This window comes from Faecalibacterium duncaniae, assembly GCF_010509575.1.
Classification (GTDB): domain Bacteria; phylum Bacillota; class Clostridia; order Oscillospirales; family Ruminococcaceae; genus Faecalibacterium; species Faecalibacterium duncaniae.
The window spans coordinates 951,746-967,523 of sequence record NZ_CP048437.1; the positions used below are offsets into that span (position 1 = coordinate 951,746).

The following is a 15,778-nucleotide window of genomic DNA, read 5'->3' on the forward strand; positions in this document are numbered from 1 at the left end:
CTGGAAAAAGGATTACACGCCGGAAGCGCCGTAGTTTGCCAGCACACGGGCAGAAGGATCGTTGACGTTGCAGCCGGGCCATGCCTTGTTCGGCATCCAGAAGCCCACGATGGTGCGGCTCTGGTCGTGGTAGTATTTCTCGAAGATTTCACGGTAGAACAGGCTCTCCTTGGTAAAGGGCATACAGTGGGCCGAGTAGTTTGCCCGGCGGAGCTGGAACTCCTCATCGGTGTACAGGCTCTCGGCGTACTCCTTGATGTCGTCCACCATGCTGTGGCCCACGGCATCGGAGAAGGCGGCCTTTTCGCGCCAGAGGATCTCCGGGGGCAGCCAGTCGCCCTCAAAGGCCTTGCGCAGCAGGTACTTGCCCTTGCCGTAGCTGTTCAGCTTCTTTTCGGGGTCAATGGCCATGACGTAGCGCACAAAATCCAGATCGCCAAAGGGCACGCGGGCCTCGATGCTGTTGGCGGAGATGCAGCGGTCGGCCCGGAGGACATCGTACATGTACAGCTCCCGGATGCGCTTCTGGCTCTCCTGCTGGAAGGCATCGGCGGTGGGGGCGTAGTCGGTGTACTTGTAACCGAACAGCTCATCGGAGATCTCGCCGGTCAGCAGCACGCGCACATCGGTCTGCTCGTGGATGGCCTTGCAGAGCAGGTACATGCCCATGCTGGCGCGGATGGTGGTGATATCCCAGGTGCCCAGCAGTCGGATGACCTCCTCCAGGCTCTGGATGACCATGTCCCGGTTGATGATGATCTCATGGTGTTCGCTGCCCAGATAATCGGCGGTTTGGCGGGCATATTTCAGGTCGATGGCATCGGTGTCCATGCCGATGGCAAAGGTGCGGATGGGCTTGCCCAGCTTCTTGGCTGCAATGGAGCAGACCAGCGAGGAATCCAGACCGCCCGAGAGCAGGAAGCCCACAGGGGCATCGGCATCCAGACGCTTTTCCACGCCTGCGATCAGCTTTTCGCGGATGTTCCGCAGGGTGGTCTCCATGTCATCCTCCATGGGGGCGGGCACGTCGGCAATGTCCTCATAGCGGACAAAGCGGCCATCGCAGTAGTAGCTGCCGATGGGGAAGGGGCGGATGTCGTCGCACCAGCCGATCAGGTTCTGCATCTCGGAGGCAAAGGCGATCTGGTGGCTGGACTTGGAATAGCCGTAGAACAGCGGGCGGATGCCGATGGGGTCACGGGCTGCGATCAGCCGGTCCTTGCGGGAATCATACAGAATAAGCGCGAACTCGGAGTCCATGTGGCGGAACATATCCAGACCGTACTCGTAATACAGCGGCAGCAGGATCTCGCAGTCGCAGTCGGAGGCAAACTTGTAGCCCCGGCGCTTCAGGATCTCCTTCTCAAAGCGGAAGCCGTAGAGCTCACCGTTGCAGACCACACAGTCGGCACCGCGGTAGAAGGGCTGCATCCCCTCCGGGGTCAGGCCCATGATGGCAAGGCGGCCAAAGCCCATCAGACCAAAAGGCCCTTCCACCACACGCTGGTCGTCCGGCCCGCGCATCACGGTGCGCAGCAGATACTCCTTGAATTTGGCGGCACTCAGGTCGTGCCCCGTGTAACCCATAACACAACACATATTTCTTACCCCTCTCTCTCTCTAAACCTCTCCGTCAATGCTTCGCATTTCCGCCTCTCCTGATAGGAGAGGCAAGTTTCCCGGTGACTGAGAAGTTTTTGCAAATAAAAAAAATACGGCAGCCTTCATCCCATTTGCTAGGACGAATGCTGCCGTATCCGTGGTGCCACCTAAATTACCGGTGCGCGAACACACCAGTCACTTTTGTGTACTCTCCCCGTTGAAAGCACTGCCGCGATAACGAGCGGCTGCCGTCGGCCCCTACTAACTGCCCGAAGCAGGTTCAGGGGGAAGCTCACGGGGGTTCGTTCGGGGCTCATTCTCTGTGCGGCTTCCACCGGCCCGCACTCGCTGCAAAAGAACCTTGAGCACTTACTTTTCCCGATCAACGCTTTTCCTGCCTGCATTGTATCACGGCTCTTTGTCCGTGTCAACACAGTGTTCGCATTTTTGTGCGGTCTGCCCCGGATGGGGGCTGTTTTGTGCGCAGCTGCGGCACAATCCGTACAAAACGCTGCCCTCGCACTGCAGGGTGAAGCCGTGCTCCGCCATCAGATGGGCACGCACCTCATCCATAAAGTGGCAGTCCAGGTGATAGATGCGCCCGCACTGCACGCACTTCAGGTGCAGGTGCTCGCGGCAGTGGCGGCCCTCGTCCACATACTGGAACACGGCCTTTTCGCCCTTATCGGCCACATATTTCATAATGCGCTGCTCGCCTGCCAGTTTGTCCAGATACCGGTACACCGTGGTGGGATTGGGGCTGGCCCCCTCTGCCTCCAGATGTTCCAGAATGTTGGATGCACTGACCGCGTGCTGGCGGTTGTTGATGAGATAATCCAGGATCAATTGCCGGGTTTTGGTGTTGTACCCCCCGCGACCTGCCATGGTATCAGCCTTCCTTTCTGAGTCAAGTGTACCACAATTTATCCTTTGATGCAAAACAAGAACGAAACACTGGCGACAAGCACAAAAAAACTGTTCAATTTATAGCAAAATAATGCATGATATCTGTTCAAAACGGAAAAGCTCCCAAAGTTTTCAAAAAAGTCTTGTAAACATTGTCCAGATATGTGATAATAATATTAATGATTACTTGGATTATTTAAGGGATACAAGCTGTCCGGCGGGCGACTTATTGCTGCCTGAACGGTCCTGCTTGCGAACTAGGAGATAGAACAATGAAAGAGATGGATTCCCAGTCAAAGCTCAGCCTGAAGCTGCAGGCTTACCAGTACCTGAAAACGAAGATTCTGAACTGTGAGTACCGCCCCAACGAATTTCTGAACGAGCAGAAGCTCTGCGCCGAGATGGGCAACATCAGCCGCACCCCCATGCGTGACGCGCTGGGCCGCCTGGAGCAGGAGGGGCTGATCACCATCCTGCCCAAAAAGGGGCTGATGGTCTCCGGCATTACCGAAGAGGACGTGCACAGCATGTTCGAGATGCGCCTGCTGGTGGAGCCTTACGCCCTGCGCACCTACGGCAACCTGATCCCCCGGGAGCAGCTGGAGGCCTACACTGAGCTGATGCACCACCCCGAGCGGATCGACGACTTCTGCAAATCCGACGATGATTTCCATGAGCTGCTGATGAGCAGCCTGCCCAACAAATATCTGCGCTCTGGCTATGACCGCATCACCGGCCTGAACACCCGTTTCCGCATTATGACCGGCAAGGTGAGCATGATCAATCAGGATCAGACCTGTGAGGAGCATCTGGAAATTCTGAATGCCGCCCTGAGCGACAACTGGAACACCGCCGCCGATGCGCTGCAGCATCACCTTGAGCTGGCCCGCGATAAGGCCGAGGGAGTCATCAAGGTCATCCGGCTGTGGTAAATGAAACGATAAAAACGCTGTATCACTCCTTCCGGCATCGTTGATGCGATGCCACCTCCCTCTCAGAGGGAGGCTTTTGCGTTGGCCGCCGCGTGAAGGCTCCCTCCTGGAGGGAGCTGTCGAGCGAATGCGAGACTGAGGGAGTGGTACAGCGTTTTCTTTTGCTGGAAAGTGTAAAAAATTCATAGAAATCAAAAGAAAAGTACATTGAATATTGTTTAACAATGTGGTATCCTTAACAACAGAGAGAGCCCGCTGGCAGGCGGGCAGAATGATTTGGAGGAAAATAATTATGGCTGACCGCATTGTTCTGAACACCATTTCCTACCATGGCCACGGTGCCATTGAGAACATCGTTCCCGAGCTGACTGCCCGCGGCTACAAGAAGGCTTTTGTCTGCTCTGACCCCGACCTGATCAAGTTTGGCGTGACCAAGAAAGTCACCGACCTGCTGGATGCTGCAAACTTCGCCTACGCTGTTTACAGTGAGATCAAGCCCAACCCCACCATCGCCAACGTGCAGGACGGCGTGGCAGCCTTCAAGGCTGCTGAGGCAGACTGCATCGTGACCATCGGCGGCGGCTCCTCCATGGATACCGCAAAGGCCATCGGCATCATCATCAACAACCCCGAGTTCGCGGATGTGCGCTCTCTGGAAGGTGTGGCTCCCACCAAGAAGCACGCTGTGTTCACCATTGCCGTGCCCACCACCGCCGGTACTGCGGCTGAGGTCACCATCAACTACGTCATCACCGATGTGGAGAAGAAGCGCAAGTTCGTCTGCGTGGACACCAACGATATCCCCGAGATCGCTGTGGTCGATCCCGATATGATGTCCTCCATGCCCAAGGGCCTGACCGCCGCTACCGGTATGGATGCTCTGACCCACGCCATCGAGGGCTATATCACCAAGGGCCACTGCACCATCTCCGATATGTTCCATCTGGAGGCCATCAAGCTCATCAGCGAGAACCTGCGCGGTGCCGTGCAGAACACCCCGGAGGGCCGCGAGGGCATGGCTCTGGGCCAGTACATCGCCGGTATGGGCTTCTCCAATGTGGGTCTGGGCATTGTCCACTCCATGGCACACGGCCTGTCCGCTCTGTATGATACCCCCCACGGCGTGGCCTGCGCCATCCTGCTGCCGGTGGGTCTGGAGTACAACAAGACCGTTGCCGGGGAGCGCTACCGCGCGGTCGGCAAGGCCATGGGCGTGAAGGGCATTGACGAGATGAACGATGCCGAGGCCGCCGATGCCACCATCGCCGCTGTGAAGCAGCTGAGCGCGGATGTGGGCATCCCCGCAAACCTGCAGGGCATCCTGAAGGAAGAGGACATCCACTTCCTGGCCGAGTCTGCTTTTGCAGATGCCTGCCGCCCCGGCAACCCCCGCGACACCAGCGTGGAGGAGATCGAGGCACTGTATAAGAGCCAGCTGTAATTCGTAAACTGAACAAAGAGGGTCGGGAATGCCGCTTCCCGGCCCCTTTTTGTTCCGGGAAAGGAGCGCTATGAACCTGAATTTCTATACTCTTTGTGTAATTTATCTGGTATATTCCTTTTTGGGCTGGGTAGGCGAGACCGTTGTTGCAACCGCAAAGGGCCGCCGGTTCACCAACCGCGGCGTGGCCTCCGGCCCCTTCTGCTTTGTGTACGGCACGGCAGGGGTGCTCATCACCATCGGCCTGAACGACCAGCGCACCAGCCTGGCGGCACTGTTCTTCGGCAGCATGATCTATGCCACGGTGGTGGAGTGGCTGACCGCCAAACTGCTGGAACGGATCCACCACCGCCGCTGGTGGGACTACTCCGATAAAAAGTTCAATCTGGACGGCTATGTCTGCCTGCAATACTCCCTGCTGTGGGGTCTGCTGGGCATGGCGGCAGTCCGCTGGGGCAACGACCTGCTGTTCCGGCTCTGCGCCCACCTGCCGCCGCTGCTGTTCCACGCTGTGGTGTGGGTCGGCATGGCGCTGGCCGTCCTTGACCAGATCTCTGCCATGGTGGTGGTCAGCCGGTATGCGAACCGCCACCCACGGCTCGAGCAGCTGAATCGGGAGCTGGGCAGGGGCTCGGAGAGGCTGCGGCAGAAAATTACCGCCAGCGTGGAAAAGCGGATCCAGCGGGCGTACCCTGCTGCGGCTCGTCCGGAGCCTACCACCAGTGCCGAAAAGCAGCTCTCCCTTGCCGACCTGCTCTGGCTCTTTGTCATCGGGGCTTTCCTCGGAGATGTGGTGGAGACCATCTTCTGCCGCATCACCGCCGGAGTCTGGATGAGCCGTTCCAGCCTGGTCTGGGGCCCGTTCAGCGTGGTATGGGGGCTGGCGCTGGTGCTGGCCGCCATCCTGCTGCGGGGCGGCGAACAGAAGAGCGAGAGCCGCATCTTCTGGTTCGGTGTGATCCTGGGCGGTGCGTATGAGTATGTGTGCAGCGCCGTGACAGAGCTGCTGTTTGGCACCGTGTTCTGGGATTACAGCGGCTTCAAGTTCAATCTGGGCGGGCGCATCAACCTGCTGTACTGCTTCTTCTGGGGCATTGCGGCCGTGACCTGGATCCGCTATGGCTACCCACTGGTGGCAAAGGGGATGAAGGCGGTCAAGCGCAGGATCCGCCCCTGGATGACCGCTCTGCTGGCTGTGTTCATGGCTGTGAACCTTGTGACCAGTGCGTTGGCGCTGGCCCGCTACGATGCCCGCACCAGCGGCGCGGCTCCGGCCAATGCGGTGGATGTGCTGCTGGATGAGCATTTTGACAATGCCCGGATGGAGCGCATCTACCCCAACGCCAAAAAGGTGGAGAAGGCTGGGTAAAAATACACGATTTTGCTTGCGTTTTGCAGGGGAAACAGGTATAATACTCTATGGATTAAAAAGGAGAGATTTTATATGCTGATCCCTGTATTATTGTTTATCGTGGGCCTGCTCTGCCTCATCAAGGGCGGCGACTGGTTCGTGGACGGTGCAACCGGCATCGCCCGCCGCTTCAAGGTGCCGGAGCTGCTCATCGGTGCCACGGTGGTGTCCATCGGCACCACCCTGCCTGAGGTCATGGTCTCCACCACCTCGGCCATGACCGGCCACGGCGAGATCGCCTATGGCAACGCCATTGGCTCGGTCATCTGCAACGCGGCCCTGATCGCGGCCATCACCATTGCGGTCCGCCCGGGCAAGGTGGACCCCAAGAGCCTGCGGGTGCCGGTGCTGTTCTTCTTTGTGGCAGCGGCCCTGTATGCGGGCGTGGCCTACACCACCGGCTACTTCAGCCGCCCCATCGGCATTGTGCTGCTGGCAATGTTCGTGGCCTACATGGTCTGCAATGTGCTGGCTATGAAAAACGCCCCCGCCCCGGAAGAAGATGAGGACGAGCCGGAAAAGGAAATGTCCTTTGCCAAGGAGATCGGCCTGCTCATCCTCGGCGCAGCCCTGATCGCTGTGGGCGCAAACCTGCTGGTGGACAACGGCACCCTGATCGCGCAGGCGCTGGGCGTGCCGGAATCCGTCATCGCCCTGACCTTTGTGGCGCTGGGCACCTCTCTGCCTGAGCTGGTCACGGCGATCACCTCGCTGGCAAAGGGTCACGGCTCCCTCTCGCTGGGCAATGTCATTGGTGCCAACGTGTTCAATCTGGTGCTGGTCAGCGGCATGTCCATCACGGTGTCGCCTTTCAGCATCCCGCAGAACTCCACCATCATGGGCATCAATTCCTCTCTGGTCATGGATCTGCCCGTGATGTTCGCGGTCATGCTCCTCCTGACCGTGCCCGCTCTGCTCAAGGGCAGGCTCTCCCGCTGGCAGGGCGTGCTGCTGCTCTGCATCTATGCAGCCTTCTGCGCCGTCCAGTTTGCAATGTAAGTCTCTGCGCCGGAGACCCGGCCCGGCTCCACGCCGGAGCGGGCGCTTTGGGGCAGAAAACCGTTTTGAGAAAGGCATCCTCGTTTACGGGGATGCCTTTTTTCTGTCCCTGCAGCAGGGGCTGATCGGAAGAAGCGTTTTCTTAAGAAATCCTTAGAAAAATTTCATGGAAAATGCAGGAAACTGCTGTTATACTAGAACCGAGAATGACAAAAAGGGGAGAAGACCATGGCAGAGCAGACCATTCTGATCGCGGAGGACGATCCGGATATCCGGGACGGCGTGCGCATCTTGCTTTCCGGCGAGGGATACCATATCATCGAAGCCGAAAACGGCACCCGGGCACTGGAGGTGTTCCGCCCGGAGGTCGATCTGGTGATCCTGGATATTATGATGCCGGGCATGAGCGGCCTGCGCGTCTGCGAGGAGCTGCGCAAGCTCTCCACAGTGCCGATCCTGTTCCTCACGGCAAAATCACAGGAGTCCGATAAGCTGCTGGGCCTGACCGCGGGCGGGGACGATTACCTGCCCAAGCCCTTTTCCTTTGCGGAGCTCAGCGCCCGGGTCAAGGCATTGCTGCGGCGGTACTGCGTCTATCAGGGCAAGGGGCAGGCCCCGGCCCGGGCCGAAAACCTGACCCTGTGCAGCCACGGCGTGAAGCTGGCGCTGGACTGCAACCGCGTCTGGGTGGACGGGGAGGAGATCGACCTGACCGAGACGGAGTACAAGATCCTGCGGCTGCTCATGCAGAGCCCCCAGCGCATCTTCCCGGTGCAGGTGATTTACGAGGATGTGTGGCAGGAACCTTATTTCTACACCTCCAACGGCACCGTGATGGTACATATCCGCAATCTGCGGATGAAGATCGAAAAAGACCCGCAGAACCCCGCCCGTCTGCAGACCATGTGGGGGAAAGGGTACCGCTTTGTGCCCGGGGAGGAGAAGGATCATGCGTAAAAAGCTGGGGCTTTCCGGCAAGCTGGTGTTGATGATCCTGTTCTCAGCACTGGCAAGTGCTGTATTTCTGGTGGGAATGCAGGTCGTGCTGAACAAAGCCCTGTGGCTTTATTTTGACCAGCCGGAAACCCAGCAGAAGGCTGTGGAAAAGCAGGTGCAGGAGCTGCAGAGCTATATCGACCGGCGCGGTCTTTCCAGCCGGGATATCGACAAGTTGGACGACTGGTCTGTGCGGAACGGCAGCACGATGTTCATCATCTACGACCGCTCCCGGATGCTCTATTCCTCCTATCCGCTGGTCGCTCCGGTCTACGAGGGGCGGGAAAATGTGACGGAAACGGTTCCGGCCGAGCGCTGGCTCCCGATGTACTCGCTCACCTTTTCGGACAAAGAGGCCACAGCCATGTTCTATTACAACGGCGTGGATGCCTATTACGGCAAGGGGTGCGAGATCCTGCTGCTTGTCAGCTTTGCCCTTTTTCCGCTGTTTTTCTTCCTGAGCAGCCGGAAAATCATCCGTTATATCCTCCTGCTCAGCGGGGAGATCCAGGCCATGGAGGGCGGCGACCTTGACCACGCCATCACGATCCAGGGAGACGATGAGCTGGCCCTGCTGGCCACCAGTCTGGATGGTCTGCGTCTGACCCTGCGCCAGCAGCAGGCCGAGGAGGCTCAGGCTGCCGCCAAGGTCAAGAGTCTGATCACTGAGATGTCCCACGACCTGCGCACCCCGCTGACCACCCTGCTGCTCTATACCGAGATCCTGCGTCACCACAAATACGAGACCGAGGCCCAGCAGGATGAATATCTGGCAAAGATCGACGGTAAGGCCCGGCAGATCAAGCAGCTGTCCGACAATCTGTTCGAGTACGCGCTGGTCACCCGGGACACCGTGGTGCAGCTGGATGCCCCGGCCCGCTTCTCCCAGATCTTTGAGGAGCCGCTGGCCGAGATGGTGGAGATGCTGCAGCAGCGCGGCTTTGCCTGTGCGCTGGAGCTGGGCAGCGAGGATGTGCTCCTGACCGTGCGGGCGCAGTATATCCGACGCATTCTGGATAACATCGGCTCCAACCTGATCAAGTACGCCGACCCGGCCCGGCCCATCGAGGTGCGGTTCCTGCGGCAGGAGGGAAGGGCGGGCCTTGTGCTCCGCAACCATGTCCTGCCTGCGCCCCCGGCGGTGGAAAGCACCAAGGTGGGGCTGACCAGCATCGAGACCATGATGGATAAGATGCACGCAGACTGCAAGATCGAACAGGAGAATGAGCAGTTCACCATGACGCTGCTGTTCCCGGTAGAATAAGACAACCCTCTCAGTCAAAGCCTACGGCTTTGCCAGCTCCCCCGAAGGGGGAGCCAATGCAGCACCTCGGATAGAGCCTGCATAGCCTCTCCCTTCGGGAGAGGCGGCATTGCGAAGCGATGACGGGGAGGGTCTCTTTTTACACTTTTTCCACCGAACTTAAGCAAGTCTTAAGAAATATCTCCGGCGAATGTTAAGAAAGCCCCGCTATACTGTTGGAAGAAGGGCGGGTGCAGCTTTGCACCCGGCCATAACATCAGGGAGGGGCAACCAATGCTGCGAAAAAAGAAACAAACGCCGCAGGAACAGAGCGACCAGGAATTCAATCTGGCGCTGGAAGTGCCTGCAGAACAAAGACCGAAGGGCTGGAGACCTTTTGTAAGGCGCAACTGGAAGCGCATTGCCGCTGCCGCCTGCGCAGCCGCAGTGGCCGGTGCGTTCCTGCTGCCCGGGAATGGCGCAAAACCGGCAGGCGTAGATACCGAATATCTGGAAAGCGCGGTGGAGCGCCGGAATATCACCAATGTGTTCAGCGGCTCCGGCACCATTGCCGCCGCCAACACCTACACCGTCAATGCGCTGGTGTCCGGCACCGTGCTCACCGCCGATTTTGCGGTGGGGGACACCATTGAAGAGGGAACGGTGCTCTACACCATCGACAGCTCCAACGCCGCCAACAGCGCGGAAAAGGCCCAGCTCTCGCTGGATCAGGCCCAGCGCAATTACGAGGATGCCGTGGATGCCCAATACATCCGCAGCACCATCGGCGGCACGCTGGCCTCCTATAAGGTGGCGGTGGGCGATGTGGTCACCGCCGGGCAGGAGGTGGCCACTGTGCGGGATGCCTCCACCCTACTGCTGACGTTGGAATTCCCGGCGGCGGATGCGGCGAACTTTACCGTGGGGCAGGCCGCACAGGTCACGTTGGACGGCACCTTTGAGGCCGTCTCCGGCACCGTGCGCTCTGTCTCCGGTGCGGATGCCCTGAGCAGCGGGAACCTGCTGGTGCGCACCGTGACCATTGCGGTGAACAACACCGGCAGCCTGACCACCGCGCAGGCCGCAACGGCCAGCGTCAACGGGGTCAGCGCACTGGCATCGGCAAAATTCAGCTACCAGAACGAGCAGACCATCACCGCCTCCACCGGCGGCACCGTGACCGCCCTCTGCGTGAAAGAGGGCTCCTCTGTCAGCGCCGATACCGCGCTGGTCAGGATCTCCGGCAAGGAGCTGACCAAGCAGGTGCAGAACGCCTCCGATAACCTGCGCAGTGCCCAGATGTCCATGGAGGACACCGAGGATCAGCTGAACAACTATACCATCACCTCACCCATCAGCGGTACGGTCATCTCCAAGGAGGTCAAGGCGGGCGACACCGTGAGCAATACCGCGGGCAGCACCAGCCTGTGCACCATCTACGACCTGAGCTATCTGCAGATGACGGTGAATGTGGACGAACTGGAGATCCTCTCCATCAAGGAGGGGCAGAGTGTGACCATCACCGCGGATGCCATCTCTGACCGCACCTTTACCGGCGTGGTCACCAGCGTGTCCAAGGCGGGCACCACGGTAGGCGGCACCACCACCTATCCCGTCACCATCCGCATCGACGATACCGGCGACCTGCTGCCCGGCATGAACGCCACCGCCGAGATCACGACGGCCAGCACCGAGAACGCGCTTTCCATCCCCAATGCCGCTGTGGTGCGGGGCAATTATGTGCTGGTGACCAAGGATTCCCCCAGCGCTGCCAACGCCGACCCCAGCATGACCGCCCCGGAGGGCTATGTCTATGTCAAGGTGACCACCGGCACCAGCGATGATGATTACATCGCCGTAACAAGCGGCCTGCAGGAAGGCGACACCGTAGCCTACACCGCCAGCAGCACCGCCTCTGTCAGCGCTGACGGACAGATGGAGGAGATGATGGTGGTCGGCGGGCCCGGTCAGGGCGGCGGTGGAAGCGGCGGCCCGAGCGGCGGCGCACCGGGAGGTGGCCCGCAATGAGCGCTCTGATCGAATTTGAGGATGTGTGCAAATATTACCGGATGGGTGACACCACGGTAAAAGCCGCCGACCACATCAGCATGAAAATTGAAAAGGGCGAGTTCGTGGCCATCGTGGGCCAGTCCGGCTCCGGTAAATCCACCTGTATGAACATCATCGGCTGCCTGGATGTGCCCACAGCGGGCAGCTACCGGCTCAATGGCCGGGAGGTGGGCAACATGTCCGGCAATGAGCAGGCTGAGGTGCGCAACGAGATGCTGGGCTTCATCTTCCAGCAGTATAACCTGCTGCCCAAATTGAATCTGCTGGAAAACGTGGAGGTGCCGCTGATCTATGCGGGCGTGCCCCGCGCCGAGCGCCGCCGCCGGGCCCGCGAGGCACTGGAGCAGGTGGGGCTGGGCGATAAGCTGAAAAACAAGCCCAGCCAGCTTTCCGGCGGTCAGCAGCAGCGCGTCTCCATTGCCCGGGCGCTGGCCGGGAATCCGGCGGTCATTCTGGCCGACGAGCCCACCGGCGCGCTGGACAGCCACACCGGCCGCGAGGTGCTGGGAATGCTGCAGCAGCTCCACCGGCAGGGCAACACCGTGGTGCTCATCACCCACGACAACTCTATTGCCGTGCAGGCCCAGCGCATCATCCGGCTGGAGGATGGCCGCGTGGTCTACGACGGCGATGCCCGGGCACCGGAGGCCATCGTTCAGCCGACATTGAACTTTGAACCGGCAGAACAGGAGGGGGACGCATGATCTACGAGACCTTCCGCGAAGCAGTCAAGAATATCTGGAGCAACAAGTTCCGCACGGTTCTGACCATGCTGGGCATCATCATCGGTGTCACGGCGGTCATCGTCATCGTGGGCTTGGGCAATGGCATGACCCAAAGCATCAAGGACAGCTTTTCTGAGATGGGGACCAATATCCTCAGCGTCCAGATCACGGGCCGCGGCTCCCGCACCGTGACCGTACAGCAGCTGTACGATATCGTGGACAGCCACCCGGAGGTGTTCACCGGCATGTCGCCCACCACCACGCTGGACAGCACCGTGAAGGTGGATACCACCACCTATGGCTATACGAGCGTCAAGGGCGTGAGTGAGACCTACCTGGATATGATGGGGCGCACGCTGGCCCAGGGCCGGGGCCTGACCTATGTGGACATCACGGACAATAAAAAGGTCTGCGTGGTGGGCGATTACATTGCCCGTGCGGCCTACGGCGGCAACGCCATCGGCCAGACCATCAAAATCGGCAGCGAGAGATTTACCATCGTGGGTGTGCTGGAAGCCAATGTCAGCAGTACGACCGATCAGGAGGGCACCGACGATGACATGATCTTTGTGCCCTATACCACCGCCCAGCGCATCAGCAGGACCAGCGCCAGCTCCTACGGCGTGGTTCTGGTGAGCGATGAACTTGCCGATGAGGGCAAGAATCTTCTGGTAGTAGGGATCGAATCCATCCTCCACGCGGAGGACGGCTATTTCATCACCAGCCTGAGCGAGATGCTGGAGACCATGACCGGCATGATCAACATGGTGGTGGCGATCCTGACCGCCATTGCAGCCATCTCCCTGCTGGTGGGCGGCATCGGCATTATGAACATTATGATGGTGTCCGTCACCGAGCGCACCCGGGAGATCGGCATTCGCAAGGCGCTGGGTGCCAAGGAACGCTGCATTCTTGCCCTGTTCGTCACTGAAGCGGCCACCACCTCCGCACTGGGCGGCCTGCTTGGCATTGCACTGGGCTATCTGTTCAGCGCTCTGGCCAACCGGGTGCTTCCGCTGCTGGTGTCGGATATGGAACTGACGGTGGCCCCCTCCATGACCTCAGTGCTGGTGGCCTTTGGCATCTCGGTGGGCATCGGTGTACTGTTCGGCTACCTGCCTGCCAAGCGCGCCGCAAGGCTGAACCCCATTGAAGCATTGAGATATGATTAAACCTCTCACCGCTTCGGTCTGGCTTCGCCAGCGCCTTGCGGAGCTCCCCTGGCAGGGGAGCCTGGAATAGAGGAAACACGATCTTAAGGAGAATCTTCCATGAAAAAAAGAATCCTTTCCCTTTTGCTGGCGGTGAGCATCGCCTGCTCGATGCTGGTGGTGCCGGCAAATGCCGCTGCCAGCAATGCGGCGGTGCAGACTGCCGTGACGCTGGGCGGCTTGACCAGCGAACAGGCCTCCGCCCTGAGCACCGCCCTGACTCGGGGCCAGCTGGCAAAGCTGCTGGTGACATTCTCGGCCTACCGGGAGAGCGCCGCCACGCAGGGGAACACCGGCACCCTGTTCACCGATGTGGACAGCGGGAACGAATATGCCCCCTATATCCGCATTGCCGTCCAGCAGGGATGGCTCAGCGGCTACACCGACGGCTCTTTCCGGCCCGACAACGGTGTGACGCTGGAAGAGGCCTGTACCGCCGCCCTCAAGCTGCTGGGCTATGATGTTACCACTCTGAGCGGCAGCTTCCCGGCGGCACAGCTCAACAAAGCCGGCAGCCTGGGCCTGCGGGCCGGTTTGAGCGCCGTGCAGGGGCAGGGCCTGACCCTGGAAGATGCCGCTGTGCTCTTCTATAATGCCCTGACGGCCAGCACCGCTGAAAACCAGACCTATGCCGCCACGCTGGGCTTTACCGTGACGGATGGCCGGATCGACCTGTCCTCGGTGCTGCTCAGCAGTGTGGAGGGCCCCTTTGTGGCCGATGGCACCACCCAGCTGCCCTTTGCCCCGGCGGCGGTCTACCGCAATGATACCGTGGCCACAGATGCCGCTCTGAACGCCTACGATGTCTACTATTACAGCGCCAGCGCCAGAACGGTCTGGATCTACTCCCGCAAGGCGGCGGGCCGCATCACGGCGGTCTCGCCCAGCGCCAGCGCCCCCACCAGTGTGACGGTGGCAGGCACCAGCTACACGCTGGCTTCCTCGGCAGCGGCATCGGTCCTCTCGGCCTTCAACGGCGGCGGAGTGGGGCAGGTGGTCACCCTGCTGTTGGGCATGAACAACGAGGCGGTGGCCGTTCTGACCGGCGAGGAAGCTGACAGCGTGTTCTATGGCGTGGTGCAGACTTCTTCCCGCAGCCTGACCGAAGAAAACGGCGCGGATGTGCTCCAAAGCGTGCAGGTGGCCTGCACCGATGGCGTGACCCGCACCGTGAATGTGGACAAGAGCCTGAACTTCCCCACCGGCTGGCTGGTGAAGATCACCGTCAACGCCGACGGGGAGAACGTGGAGACCCTGAGCGGCCAATCGGTCAGCGGCACCATCCGTGCGGACGGCACCGCGCTGGGCGATGCGGCCCTTGCTTCGGATGTGGAGATCCTGGATACGACAGCGGAGGGGTTGGCTGGGACAGTAAGTCCCGGCCGCCTATCGGGGGTGACACTTTCTGCCTCGGATGTCCGTTACTACACCGTGGATGGGAACGGTGCCATTGACCGGCTCATTCTGAACGATGCCACCGGCGACCTGTGGACCTACGGTGTGCTGGATGATGTGACCAACCTCATCAGCACCGCAGCCAGCTCCACCACGAACACCGGCTCCGGCTCGTCCACCTCCAACACCACCGGTTCCAGCGCCTCTGACCTTGTGGCCGGTGCGGTGGAAAGCGTGATGCCCTCCACCAGCACCCTGCTGTATGGGCTGGTCGATGGCAGCATCGGCAGCACCCTGTGGGAGAGTGTGACCAGCAGCACCGCCAGCCTGGCAAGCTATCTGCTCAAGATTGGTGCCAACAGCACCACGGGCGTGGTCAGCTCGGTGCTGGATTACCTGAGCAGCGGCGCGAACTATGTCTGCTACGTCAACGGTGAGCAGACCACCTATAAGACCAGCGTGAAGTATCCCGTGCTGGCAGGCGGTATCTCGGTGCGCAAGACTGCTTCCGGCAGTGTGGGCACCATGGCCCAGCTGCTCCCGGTCACGGTGGATCAGCTGGGGGCGGCCTCCGTGCGGAGCGGCTCCACCCGCTATGAGACTGCCGATGACATGCAGGTGTATCTGTGGTACAAGGGCAAGTATTACGCCACCACCCTTTCCCAGATCAACGCCGAGGATTACAGCCTCATCGGCTGGTACGATGCCCATGGCAGCGCGGCGGGCGGAAAGATCCGCGTTCTTGTGGCCGTGAAAAAAGACTGACCGCGTCTCCGACAGGCTGTGAAATGGGACGAAATCCGGTCATAAAAAGGCAGTTAGGCGACATTTTTCACGATTTATCCAT

Annotated in this window: 12 protein-coding genes and 1 other annotated feature; of the genes, 10 read left to right on the top strand and 2 right to left on the bottom strand. The window is 60.1% G+C overall.

Annotated elements, in window-relative coordinates; translation table 11 throughout:
• Positions 1 to 12: 12 nt before the first annotated feature.
• Both asnB and GXM22_RS04500 read right to left on the bottom strand, forming a co-directional pair.
• Entirely contained in the window at positions 13 to 1,587 is a 1,575-nt protein-coding gene (gene asnB / locus GXM22_RS04495; RefSeq protein ID WP_005933147.1) for an asparagine synthase B, read from the bottom strand.
• Positions 1,588 to 1,734: 147 nt separating this feature from the next.
• Positions 1,735 to 1,997, bottom strand: a binding site (T-box leader).
• A gap of 13 nt (positions 1,998 to 2,010) precedes the next feature.
• A complete protein-coding gene (locus GXM22_RS04500; RefSeq protein ID WP_005933149.1) occupies positions 2,011 to 2,487 on the bottom strand; it encodes a Fur family transcriptional regulator in 477 nt (158 codons plus the stop codon).
• A 293-nt stretch (positions 2,488 to 2,780) separates the two neighbouring features.
• Here GXM22_RS04500 and GXM22_RS04505 point away from each other — a divergent pair, with 293 nt between their 5' ends.
• The 10 genes from GXM22_RS04505 to GXM22_RS04550 all read left to right on the top strand — a co-directional run bounded on the left by GXM22_RS04505 (position 2,781) and on the right by GXM22_RS04550 (position 15,696).
• Positions 2,781 to 3,440, top strand: a complete 660-nt coding sequence (locus GXM22_RS04505; protein WP_005933151.1) for a GntR family transcriptional regulator — start codon at positions 2,781 to 2,783, stop codon at positions 3,438 to 3,440.
• 292 nt (positions 3,441 to 3,732) lie between these two features.
• On the top strand, positions 3,733 to 4,881 hold the full coding sequence (gene fucO / locus GXM22_RS04510; RefSeq protein ID WP_035394173.1) for a lactaldehyde reductase: 1,149 nt from the start codon (positions 3,733 to 3,735) through the stop codon (positions 4,879 to 4,881).
• A 70-nt stretch (positions 4,882 to 4,951) separates the two neighbouring features.
• The gene (locus GXM22_RS04515; protein WP_035394176.1) at positions 4,952 to 6,250 is read left to right on the top strand and encodes a putative ABC transporter permease; all 1,299 of its coding nucleotides are present in this window, start codon (positions 4,952 to 4,954) and stop codon (positions 6,248 to 6,250) included.
• Positions 6,251 to 6,325: 75 nt separating this feature from the next.
• Positions 6,326 to 7,291 carry a calcium/sodium antiporter gene (locus GXM22_RS04520; RefSeq protein ID WP_005933156.1) on the top strand — a complete coding sequence of 322 codons (966 nt, stop codon included), beginning with the start codon at positions 6,326 to 6,328 and terminating at the stop codon, positions 7,289 to 7,291.
• Between the two features lie 228 nt (positions 7,292 to 7,519).
• Complete coding sequence (locus GXM22_RS04525) at positions 7,520 to 8,248, top strand: response regulator transcription factor (protein ID WP_005933159.1); 729 nt, start codon at positions 7,520 to 7,522, stop codon at positions 8,246 to 8,248.
• Positions 8,241 to 9,551, top strand: coding sequence for a sensor histidine kinase (locus GXM22_RS04530; RefSeq protein ID WP_005933161.1), 1,311 nt, complete (start codon positions 8,241 to 8,243; stop codon positions 9,549 to 9,551). The genes GXM22_RS04525 and GXM22_RS04530 overlap by 8 nt, the downstream gene beginning before the upstream one ends.
• Positions 9,552 to 9,824: 273 nt before the next feature.
• Positions 9,825 to 11,558 (top strand): RND family efflux transporter, encoded by a 1,734-nt coding sequence (locus GXM22_RS04535; RefSeq protein ID WP_005933163.1) that lies wholly within the window; start codon positions 9,825 to 9,827, stop codon positions 11,556 to 11,558.
• Complete coding sequence (locus GXM22_RS04540; RefSeq protein WP_099357227.1) at positions 11,555 to 12,304, top strand: ABC transporter ATP-binding protein; 750 nt, start codon at positions 11,555 to 11,557, stop codon at positions 12,302 to 12,304. Before GXM22_RS04535 ends, GXM22_RS04540 begins: the two co-directional genes overlap by 4 nt.
• Positions 12,301 to 13,497, top strand: coding sequence for an ABC transporter permease (locus GXM22_RS04545; protein ID WP_005933168.1), 1,197 nt, complete (start codon positions 12,301 to 12,303; stop codon positions 13,495 to 13,497). Before GXM22_RS04540 ends, GXM22_RS04545 begins: the two co-directional genes overlap by 4 nt.
• A gap of 99 nt (positions 13,498 to 13,596) precedes the next feature.
• Positions 13,597 to 15,696 (top strand): S-layer homology domain-containing protein, encoded by a 2,100-nt coding sequence (locus GXM22_RS04550; protein ID WP_099357226.1) that lies wholly within the window; start codon positions 13,597 to 13,599, stop codon positions 15,694 to 15,696.
• Positions 15,697 to 15,778: the final 82 nt, after the last annotated feature.